This window comes from Planomonospora algeriensis, assembly GCF_977012225.1.
In genome coordinates this window covers 1-9,589 of sequence record NZ_CDRNDK010000240.1, presented here as the reverse complement: position 1 = coordinate 9,589, position 9,589 = coordinate 1, and the positions used below count along the sequence as shown (strand labels likewise).

At 72.6% G+C, this 9,589-nt stretch carries 11 protein-coding genes; 7 read left to right on the top strand and 4 right to left on the bottom strand.

The genetic code is table 11. The annotated features are described in order from the left end of the window. The 3 genes from ACWJ6R_RS22500 to ACWJ6R_RS22490 form a co-directional block, all read right to left on the bottom strand. Positions 1–770 (bottom strand): HEAT repeat domain-containing protein (locus ACWJ6R_RS22500; protein ID WP_449064129.1); only part of this gene is annotated, 770 nt, incomplete at its 3' end. Further along, positions 767–1,141, bottom strand: coding sequence for a response regulator transcription factor (locus ACWJ6R_RS22495; RefSeq protein WP_449064128.1), 375 nt, complete (start codon positions 1,139–1,141; stop codon positions 767–769). The genes ACWJ6R_RS22500 and ACWJ6R_RS22495, both read right to left, overlap by 4 nt. Positions 1,142–1,145: 4 nt before the next feature. Next, the gene (locus ACWJ6R_RS22490) at positions 1,146–1,493 is read right to left on the bottom strand and encodes a response regulator (protein ID WP_449064127.1); all 348 of its coding nucleotides are present in this window, start codon (positions 1,491–1,493) and stop codon (positions 1,146–1,148) included. 312 nt (positions 1,494–1,805) lie between these two features. Here ACWJ6R_RS22490 and ACWJ6R_RS22485 point away from each other — a divergent pair, with 312 nt between their 5' ends. The 4 genes from ACWJ6R_RS22485 (at position 1,806) to ACWJ6R_RS22470 (ending at position 4,099) form a co-directional block, all read left to right on the top strand. Beyond that, positions 1,806–2,000, top strand: a complete 195-nt coding sequence (locus tag ACWJ6R_RS22485) for a hypothetical protein (protein WP_449064126.1) — start codon at positions 1,806–1,808, stop codon at positions 1,998–2,000. Positions 2,001–2,013: 13 nt separating this feature from the next. Further along, on the top strand, positions 2,014–2,508 hold the full coding sequence (locus tag ACWJ6R_RS22480; RefSeq protein ID WP_449064130.1) for an ATP-binding protein: 495 nt from the start codon (positions 2,014–2,016) through the stop codon (positions 2,506–2,508). Positions 2,509–2,601: 93 nt separating this feature from the next. Beyond that, positions 2,602–3,312, top strand: a complete 711-nt coding sequence (locus ACWJ6R_RS22475) for a HAMP domain-containing protein (protein ID WP_449064125.1) — start codon at positions 2,602–2,604, stop codon at positions 3,310–3,312. 91 nt (positions 3,313–3,403) lie between these two features. Further along, entirely contained in the window at positions 3,404–4,099 is a 696-nt protein-coding gene (locus ACWJ6R_RS22470) for a sulfotransferase family protein (protein ID WP_449064124.1), read from the top strand. 127 nt (positions 4,100–4,226) lie between these two features. Here ACWJ6R_RS22470 and ACWJ6R_RS22465 read toward each other — a convergent pair whose 3' ends face one another. After that, positions 4,227–5,114, bottom strand: coding sequence for a hypothetical protein (locus ACWJ6R_RS22465; RefSeq protein WP_449064123.1), 888 nt, complete (start codon positions 5,112–5,114; stop codon positions 4,227–4,229). 994 nt (positions 5,115–6,108) lie between these two features. On the opposite strand from ACWJ6R_RS22465, the gene ACWJ6R_RS22460 reads away from it, so the two are divergent. From ACWJ6R_RS22460 to ACWJ6R_RS22450, 3 genes are all read left to right on the top strand, one after another. Next, a complete protein-coding gene (locus ACWJ6R_RS22460; protein WP_449064122.1) occupies positions 6,109–7,263 on the top strand; it encodes a bifunctional DNA primase/polymerase in 1,155 nt (384 codons plus the stop codon). After that, positions 7,260–8,864 carry a DNA primase family protein gene (locus tag ACWJ6R_RS22455; RefSeq protein WP_449064121.1) on the top strand — a complete coding sequence of 535 codons (1,605 nt, stop codon included), beginning with the start codon at positions 7,260–7,262 and terminating at the stop codon, positions 8,862–8,864. The genes ACWJ6R_RS22460 and ACWJ6R_RS22455 overlap by 4 nt, the downstream gene beginning before the upstream one ends. Positions 8,865–8,928: 64 nt before the next feature. Then, the gene (locus tag ACWJ6R_RS22450) at positions 8,929–9,333 is read left to right on the top strand and encodes a DUF6009 family protein (protein ID WP_068904600.1); all 405 of its coding nucleotides are present in this window, start codon (positions 8,929–8,931) and stop codon (positions 9,331–9,333) included. Positions 9,334–9,589 lie beyond the last annotated feature (256 nt).

The window sequence follows — 9,589 nt, the reverse complement described above, 5'->3', positions numbered from 1 at the left end:
CCGAGCCGGCCGAGCGAGCGGGCGGCCCGCGTCCGCACGTCGACGGACGGGTCCACCGACAGCGCGCGGACCAGCGCCGCGACCGAGCCGACGGAGCCGATGAGGCCGAGCACTTCGGCGGCGATGGCGCGGACCGCCGGGTCGGAGTGCGAGAGCGCCTTGCCCAGCGCCGGCCGGGCGGCCGGCCCGATCCGGATCAGCGACTGCGCGATCAGGTCGAAGGGGACCCGGCCGGCCCGCGGCCAGGCACTCCAGCAGCGGCCCGGCCGCCTCGGGGCGCCCACCTGCCCCAGGGCCCGCGCGGCGACGGCCCGCACCTCGGGGTTGCGGTCCGACAGCAGGCGGATCAGGGCGGGGACGGCCTCGGCGTGGCGCATGAGGCCCAGCACGTGGGCGGCGGCGGCCCGCCGTACCGCTCCGCGCCGGGTCAGGTCGCGCAGGGCGTCCCGGGCGATGCCGCGCTCCTCGAACAGGCGCACCAGCGCCGCGTGGGCGTGGCCGCTGACCTTGCCGAGCAGCGAGGTCGCGCTGGGCTGGACCGCCTTCCAGCGGCGCCGGTCCAGCGCGGCCAGCCGCCGGAGCGGCTCGTCGATGTCGGCGTCGCCGCCGGTGAGCTCCAGCAGGTAGGGGCGGGCCTCGGCGGCCAGCCGCGCGTCGCGCCGGTCCCTGCGGCGGCGTACCACGCGACCCGTGACGATCACGGCCCCGAGCATGCTCACCGCGTACAGCAGCAGCGCCAGCGTGACGGAGACCAGGTCGACCGTGCTCAAGCCCGTGTCCTGGTCAGGACGGACTGGACGCGCTCGGCGAGCACGCGCGGGCTGAACGGCTTGACGATGTAGTCGTCGGCACCGGCGGTCAGCCCGTTCTCCACGTCGCTCTCCTGGGCGCGGGCGGTGAGGAGGATGATCGGCAGCTCGGCCGTCTGCGCGTCCCGGCGCAGCTCACGGCAGACGTCGATGCCCGACATGCCGGGCATCATGACGTCCAGCAGGACGATGTCGGGATCCTGTTCGCGGGCGGTGCGCAGCGCCGACCGGCCGTCACCCACCGGGATGACGGTGTGGCCGCCCTGCTCCAACTTGAAGACGACGAGGTCGCGGATGTCGGCGTCGTCCTCGGCGATGAGAATGGTGGCCATCGCGTCAGTTCACCTCCCATAGTGAGTCCACGGCTTTCTTGACGTCTGCGCGCCGGAACGGCTTGGGGAGCACGGCGTCGGCGTTGATGTCGAGGAGGTCCTCGGCGTCGAGGACCGATGTGACGACGATCCTGCAGTCGCGGGTGCGCGGGTCGTTCTGCAGGGTCCGCGCCACCTCCCTGCCGTCGACTCCGGGAAGACGGATGTCGAGGACGACCAGGTCGGGAGGATCGCTGACGGCCAGGAGCAGCCCGATCTCGCCGTTCGCGGCGGTCCGGACCTGGCATCCCAGGCCGTTGAGATGACGTTGCAGGAGATCGCGGACGTCCTCCTCGTCCTCGATCACAAGCACGCGAGGCTGCACCAGCGTCCACCACCCGATCTTCGCCCCCTGTCCGGATCACCGCGCGCGATCATCCGGCACGAGGTGTGAACCGGACCCCCCTGCCCGGACACCTCATGTCGGAATGTTACCAACCGAATTCATTACGTGGTGATGGGCGGGCCGGTGGAGATCGCTCCCGAAAAGCACCCGACCGGCAACTTCAGTCGCTTCGTCTCCTGCCGAATGTCGGAGTGGTGACCCATCCCCGAACGGGAGGCGGGAGAGCCGGCGTCAAGGGATTGACGAAGAGATTTCTCAACGGATTGAGGAGACACGGCGATGCCGGACTTCGATGTGATCGTCCAGAAGGTCGATCCCCGCTGGATACGCGAGCTGCGCGTGTTCGCGCTGCAGTACGAGGAGGAGCGCCACCAGGTCCGCTCCTCGTGGATCCCCTCCTCGGTGGACGACGAGACATGGTTCGAGCTGTATTTGACGGCGACCTCCGTAGAACAGGACATCGCGCTCATCTGAACGCGTGACGACCATGTCTGAGAACAACGATTCCGCCCGGGCCGCGCGTCCGCCCGGCGACACCGCCCCCATCGCCGTCGCGGACCCCTGCCCGGACGGCCTCTCCTCCATGACGCTCCTGATGCGCCGCCGCTTCGCCGGTCTGCCCGATCAGGTACGGCAGGCCCGCCGGTTCGTGGCGCTGGCGGCCGCCGGCCGCGCCGCCGCGGAGCAGGCCGTCCTGATGACCTCCGAGCTCGCCACCAACGCCGTCCAGCACACGTGCAGCGGCGTCGGCGGCTTCTTCGAGGTCAGCGTCTACCTGCGCGGCCCCTTCCTGCGGGTGGAGGTCGCCGACGGCGGGAGCACGCTGAAGACCCCCCACGTGCGCCCGCTCGACCTCGAGGCCGAACAGCTCCCCGGCGGCCGCGGTCTGGCCATCGTGGAGCTGTGCGCCACCCGCTGGGGCCAGTCCGGCCCCGGCGGCCCGGGGCGCGTGGTCTGGTTCGAACTGCCCCAGGACGGCTGAGCCCGGCCTCGCGGCGACCGGCTGGAGCAGGTCGAGGACGACGTCCAGACCTTCGCCTACCACGTCGCCGACCTGACCGGCTGGCAGGCCCTCGTGGCCGCCGACGCCGGCACCGCCATGGGCGGTAAGGCCGCCACCGCGCCCGACTCGATGAACCGCCAGGGACAGCTCTACGCCAAGAAGTCCCTGTACGAGACCCTGGAGAACACCCGCGTCGAGCACCTGAAGCCAGCCGAGCGGGCGCAGTTCGACAAGCTGGAGCCCGCCTGGGACCAGTTCTTCATCGAGGACGACAAGGTCGTGACTCCTCCGCTCCCTGAAGGGAGCGGCTTCTCGCTTTCCTCTGCCAAGGTAGGCGACGGACAAGCCCTGCCCGTTTCAAGCAAAAAAACTGTAACAGGGAAGCGATTCCCCTGCCGGGTGAACCCGGCAGTCCCCTCGCTAGATTTGAAGGCGCTGTGGGGCACGCTGGCGGCCGCGCTGCTGCTGGCTACCGTGCTCAGCGTCCGGGTGACCCGGTCGGTCGTGCGCCCGCTGACCGTCGTGGTCGACGCCCTGGGCCGGGTGGCCCGCGGCGACCTGACCGTCCGCCTGGGCATGACCCGCCGCGACGAGCTCGGCCACCTCGGCCGGGCACTGGACGACACCACCGAGGCCCTGCGCACCACCGTCTCCACCGTCATCGCCCACAGCGACTCCCTGACGACCTCCTCCACGCACCTGTCCCAGGTCTCCGCACGCATCGCCGCCTCCGCCGAAGAGGCCGGCGCCCAGTCCGGCGTCGTCGGCCGCTTCACCGTCTGACCCGTCCGGATCACCGGGGGCCGGGGGCCGTACCCGCTGTTCTCCGGCGGGTACGGGCTCCGGCCCGCGGGGCCGGTGAGACGCTGGAAGCATGCTGCAGGTCATCGGTGCGGGACTGGGACGGACCGGAACCAGTTCTCTCAAGGTCGCGCTCGAACGGCTGGGGTTCGATCCCTGCTACCACATGTACGAGGTGGTCGGCAGTGTCGCGCGGATGCGCCAGTGGATCGACGTCGCGGAAGGCGGGGCCCGCGACTGGGACACGGTCTTCCGCGGCTACCGGGCGTGCGTGGATTTCCCCGCCGCCGCCTACTGGAGGGAACTGGCCGAGGACCATCCCGCCGCGAAGGTGATCCTCACCGAGCGCGATCCGGACGCCTGGTACGACAGCGCCCGGAAAACGATCTTCAGGCTCCCGCTCCTGCTGCGTCACCCCCTGGCCGGGCCGGTGCTCCGGGCACTGCCTTCCCGGACCCGTGCGGCCACCTTCATCCGCATGCTGAGCGCGCTCAACCGCGACCGCCGCCCCATCGGCTTCGACCGCGACAGCGCCGTCGGCTACTTCGAGCGGCACAACGCCGAGGTCCGCCGGTCCCTGCCGCCCGAGCGGCTGCTGGTCTACCGGGTGGAGCAGGGGTGGGAACCGCTCTGCGCGTTCCTGGGCGTGCCCGTCCCCGACGGGCCGTTCCCGCGCGCCAACGACAGCGCCCACTTCTGGGGCAACTTCCGCCGGACCCTGTGGGGCGGCACCGGGGTTCCGGGTTCCGGGCCCGGGCTCCGGACTTGAGCTCCGGACCGGAGGCCGGCTCCGCGCCGGAATGCCGGCAAACGTGCCGAGGCCGCCACCGGACGTCCGGTGGCGGCCTCGGGAGCCCCGCGGAGAGCGGGGCGGGGGCGGAGGGGATCGGTCGGGGTCAGCCCCGTTCGCGGGTCAGCCGGGTGCTGAGCAGGCGCACTCCGGCGTAGGAGCCGACGCCGGCCACCAGTAGCAGGGCGAAGACGAACCCGGTCGGCACGGAGGAGCCCTCCTCGCTCGAGGCGGAGACGGGGTCGGCCTTGAGCGTCGCCGGTGGAGGGGTCTGCGCGGCGGCGGGAGCGGGCGTGTTCTTCTGCGTCGGAGCGGGCTTCGGAGCCGGGGGCGCCGCCGGAACGGGCGCGGCCTGCGGGGCCTTGCCCGCTGCCGGGACCTCGGCGGGCGCCGGCACGGTCTCGGGCTTGGCGGGCTTGGCCGGGGCCCGGAGCAGGACCGGCTCGGCAGGGTCGCGGTCCCTCCTCGACCAGGCACGGGTCTCGAACGGGACCGGGTGGTTCTTCTTGCCGACGCCCGGACCCCACTTGGTGATCACATAGTCGACCTTGATGTGGCCCTTGCCGCCGTTGCCGTTCACCGCGAGGGTGTCGGGGTTGAACCTCCCGCCGGTCAGGTCGGCGAAGGTCTTGGCGTCCAGGTCCAGCATCACGCCCCGGGTGGACGGCTCACCGGGGCCGCGGTCGCCGACGAAGAACGGCGCCTTCTTCCCCTTGTAGACGACATAGCCCTCGGTCAGCAGCGGCCACGAGGGGGACGCGGCCAGGCCCTTCTGCATCGGCTTGCCCGAGGCCGGCAGGCCGGTGTCGCCGTTGCGGCCGGAGGCGTCGTCCCAGTAGTAGGACGCGGTGGTCGACCCCTTGAGCATGACCTTCCGGCCTTCCCCGCTGTCGGCGGAGGCGGTGCTCCCGGCGGCGACGACCGTTCCTGAGACCAGCGACACTCCCAGGAAAGCGGTCAGGGCACGGGCGGCGAGGCGGGTGGAGAACGTCATGGAGAACACGGATCCTTACGACGGAGACAGGTCTCCGGCCGGTGCTGCGGTGGTTCCGGGTGGCCGGTGCGGGCCCTGCCGGAGCGGCCCGCGGTCCTCCAGTAAGCCGGGGCGACGTAGCGGCGGAAGTGCGCGGAAGGTGCAGGCGGGTTGCCGCGCCCGGCAATCGTTAAGCTCCCGGCCGATCCGGGCGTCCGCAGCCGTCCCGGCGGGCTCTGGGAGTCCCGGGAGGGGACCCGGGGGGCCTCGTGGCCGGGTCGGCGAGGACGACGCTCCGGAGAAAGGCTCAGGACGGGGGACCCGCCCCGGGCGTGAGGGCACCGAGCATCCCGGAACATCATGACAATTGCTGATTTCAGTCGCTTCGGTCGCTTCGGTCGCTTCGGTCGCCGCTTCTTCCTGCCGGAGGTCAAGGCCCGGTGCGGCAGTGACTGACGGAGGTTTCGGTCGCTGCCGTTCGGTAGCTGAAGAAACCCCAGGTCAGAGGCGTTTTCCAGGGGCGTCAGCGACCAAAGCGACTCGGGTTCGGGTATATGACGGGAACTTGACCTGCGCGTGTGCGCGTCATAGATACCGTCCTTCAGTCGCTTCAGTCGCTTTTCCGGCGGGAAAACCGGCGTTGAGCTGGGGTTCCATCCCGGCGACCGAGAGCAGCGACCGAACTCCTCCAGTCGCTGCCGCCCGCCTCCGGTCGCTGGCTCCCGGTCGCTCCGCCCGGCCGTCCGGCTCAGGTCCGCCCGGGCGCTCCCCGGACGGACCGGACGCCGGTTCTCTCCCCGTTCGCTCACCGATGACCGTCACGCGGCCGTGTTCCCCCACCGGGGACCGACTCTCCGCTAGCCTGTGCTGATGTTCGGATCTTCAGTCGCTTCGGTCGCTTGAGTCACTCCGGGGACGCCGCCGGTCCCGCGGCCCGGCGGGGACCCGCCCGATGACGGGCTCCCCGGTGCCGACCCGAGCCTCCACGGCCACCGCACGGACGAGAAGGGACGCAGTGACGCCGCCAGAGGAGGTCCACCCGCAGGCGGGGCGAGACCGGTCCGTCGCCGTCGCCCGGTGGTGCGCGGCGCGGGGCTGGCCCGTCCACCCGCTCGCGCCCGGCAGGAAGACCCCGGCGGGCAACTGCCGCCGGTGCCAGGGGACCGGGCATCCGGCGGCCTCCTGCGCCTGCCTGGCGGCGGGCCGCTGGTGCCACGGCTTCCACGCGGCCACCACCGACCCTGAGCTGATCGCCTCCTGGTGGACCGCCAACCCGGCCTTCGGAGTCGGGGTCGCCTGCGGGCCCGCGAACCTGGTCGTCATCGACATCGACGCCCACTCCTCGCCCCCGCCCGGCCGCGACCGGGTCCTGCCGGGCATCCCGATCCCGGATGGCGTCGACCTCACCGGTTTGGCCACCGGGTTCCACGCGCTCGCGCTGCTGGCCGCGCTGCGCGGCGCCCCCGACCCCGCGCAGGACTCCGCCACGCTGCGCGTCCGGACGCCGTCCGGCGGGATGCACGTGTGGTACCGCGCGGGCGCCGCGGGCCCGTTCCTGTGCTCCGTCGGATCGGCGGCCGGCACCGGCCGGGCCCTGGCCTGGCAGGTCGACGTCAGGGCCGGAGGGGGCTACATCATCGCCCCCGGCACCCGCACCGGCGACGGGGTCTACGCCCCGCTCGGCGACTGCCGCGTCCCCTCCCCGCTGCCGGAGTGGCTGGCCCGGGAGCTGGTGCGCACCGGACACCGCCCAGAACCGCCCCACCGGGCCGCGCAGGCCCTCGCCCCGATGGCGCCGCCCCGGGGCCGCGAAGCCGTCGTCAGGGCCGGAGGCGGCCGCAGGGGGGCCGCGCGCGCCCTCGACAAGGTCCTGGGCGAGGTGCTCGCCTGCGAGGCCGTACCCGAGGGCGCGGGGTTCACCGCCAAGCTCAACCTGGCCGCCTACACCGCCGGAGGGCTGGTCGCCGCAGGCCACCTCGGGCAGGCGGAGGCCGAGCGGCTGCTCACCGACGCGGCCGTCCGGGCCCGTCCGGGTCAGGCCCGCCGCTGCGAGCAGGTCATCCGCAGCGGCCTCGCGGCCGGGACCCGCCACCCGCTGCACCTCGAAGGACGCCCGACCACCGCTCCCGGGGCCGAACGCCGGGGTCTCCACGTTGAAGGCAACCGATGAATCCCTCACCAGGGCAGGGGGGCTTCGACCCGGCCGCCGTCGCCCAGCAGATACTCGACCTGTCGCTGCCCGTCACCGCGGCGCCGGCGCGTCCCGGAGGGGCGGCCGCCGAGCCTCAGGGGCCCGCCGTCACCACGGCGACGGCGCAGACGGCATCGCAGGCGGTATCGCAGGCGTCGTCGTCTGCGCCGTCGCCGGCGGTGGCCACCAGCGACGGCCTGCTGCCGGACTCGCTCTCCGACCGCGGCAACGCCAAGCTCTTCGTGAGCCTGTACGGCAAGGACTTCCGGCACGTCCCCGGGCTCGGCTGGTACCGCTGGACCGGGCACCGCTGGGAGCTCGACGAGAGCGACACCGTCATGTGGGCCGCGGGGGAGATGGCCGAGAACATCGCCGTGACGGACGTCCGCGGCGTCTTCAGCGACCGCGACCTGCACGGCCACCGGCGCCGCTCGCTGTCCACCTCCGGAATGAAGGCGCTGCTGGCGCAGGCCAAGGCCGCCCCGGGGATGGTGCTGGGCGCCGAGCTGCTGGACGCCGACCCGTACGCCCTGTGCACCCCCGCCGGCGTCGTCGACCTGCGCACCGGGGTCATCAGCCCGCCGGACCCGGCCAGGCACTTCCACTCCCGCTCGACCACGATGGCGCCCGAGCGCATGCCCACCCCCCGCTGGGAGCGCTTCCTGGCCGACATCTTCGGCACCGACGCCGAAGGCCGCCAGACCGTCGACTTCCTGCACCTGCTGCTCGGCTACTCCGTCACGGGGGACGTCGGCGCGCAGGTCCTGCCGTTCCTGTACGGCCAGGGCAAGAACGGCAAGTCGGTGCTGCTGGAGGTGATGCTCCAGCTGCTGGGCGACTACGCCGACGCGGCCCCGCCCGGGTTCCTCATGGCCAAGACGTTCGACGGCCACCCCACGGACCTGGCCGAGCTGCACGGGCGCCGCATCATCGTCTGCTCCGAGCTCAAGCCCGGCGACAAGTTCGACGAGGCCCGGGTCAAGCTGCTGACCGGCGGCGACAAGATCAAGGCCCGTCGCATGCGGCAGGACTTCTTCTCCTTCGACCCGACCCACCACCTGTGGCTGCTGGGCAACCACCGCCCCGAGGTGACCAGCGGGGGATTCGCGTTCTGGCGGCGCATCCGGCTGATCCCGTTCGAGCGGGTCGTCTCGGAGGAACGCAAGATCGACAACCTGGCGCGCGTCCTGGTCCAGGAGGAGGGGCCGGGCATCCTCGCCTGGCTCGTCGACGGGGCCCGCCGCTACCTGCTAGGGGAGAAGGACCTGAGCGGCCCGCAGCGGGTACGGCTGGCCACCGATGCCTACGCGGAGACCGAGGACCACGTCGGGCGGTTCATCTCCGAGACGTGCAAACTGGATTCCGGTATGAGAGCCGAACAAGCCCGCCTGTACACCGAGTACGCGCGCTGGTGCGGTTTCGAGGGGGCCACGCCCGTCTCGGCCCGCGCCTTCGCCGCCCGCGTCCGCGAAGCGGTCGGGCTGACCTCGCCCAGGCAGATGGTCCTGTCCAACTCGCGCAAGTTCTACCCGGGGATCGGCCTGATCTCCGACCTTCCCGCCGAGGAGCCGCAGCCGTGAGTGAGCGGAGCGAGCGAACCATGGACGCAGCAGTGCCACGAGCGTGGCCGACGAAGGAGGCCTCGTGAGCGCACTGATCGATCCGGAGGATCTCGTCCACGAGACCGAGCTCGTCTGGCTGGAGGACATCGAGCCCCTCGACTACGTCCGCCAGTCTCTGGACCGCCTGCCCAGCCGCAGGCGCAAGCCTCCGTACCACCGCGACGGCCGCATGGTCGGATACGCCGTCATCGGGCCCGACGCCAGGGCGTCGGCGGCCTCCGGCACCTTCCGCCGCCGGGTGTTCTGGCTGCTGCCGCACGACCGCGACCAGCAGCCCGACGGCCTGTACGCCACCGGAGCCCCCTCCGAGGCGGTCGACCCCCGGACGCTGGCCCCGAAGGTCGCCGGCTACAAGACCGAGCGCTCCGAGGGCGGACCGGCCTCCGAGGCGATGCTCGAACTCGGCAGGACCCTCCCCAAGGCCTGAACCGGGACTCTCCGCCTGCCCCGGCGAGGGCGGCGCTCGACGCATCCGGGTCCGCACCGGCGCCCGCCGGTGCGGACCCGCGGATCGGTGCCCGGAGCGGGTCCCGCCCCGGCTCGTCCGGCCGTGCCGGGTACGCGTGCTGCTCGTTCTTCGCCTTCGCCTTCGCCTGCGGCTCCGGTGCCCGCGACCGGCCCGGTGGCTGCGGTTCAGGCGACGTGCTGCTGCCAGGGGGTGGTGCGCAGCAGGTCGTCGATGC

What these genes read in the sequence shown, in the direction of transcription:
- ACWJ6R_RS22495 (WP_449064128.1), bottom strand. Translation starts at nt 1,141, where the DNA reads ATGGCCACCATTCTCATCGCCGAGGACGACGCCGACATCCGCGACCTC.
- ACWJ6R_RS22485 (WP_449064126.1), top strand. Translation starts at nt 1,806, where the DNA reads ATGCCGGACTTCGATGTGATCGTCCAGAAGGTCGATCCCCGCTGGATA.
- ACWJ6R_RS22470 (WP_449064124.1), top strand. Translation starts at nt 3,404, where the DNA reads ATGCTGCAGGTCATCGGTGCGGGACTGGGACGGACCGGAACCAGTTCT.
- ACWJ6R_RS22455 (WP_449064121.1), top strand. Translation starts at nt 7,260, where the DNA reads ATGAATCCCTCACCAGGGCAGGGGGGCTTCGACCCGGCCGCCGTCGCC.
- ACWJ6R_RS22480 (WP_449064130.1), top strand. Translation starts at nt 2,014, where the DNA reads ATGTCTGAGAACAACGATTCCGCCCGGGCCGCGCGTCCGCCCGGCGAC.
- ACWJ6R_RS22465 (WP_449064123.1), bottom strand. Translation starts at nt 5,114, where the DNA reads ATGACGTTCTCCACCCGCCTCGCCGCCCGTGCCCTGACCGCTTTCCTG.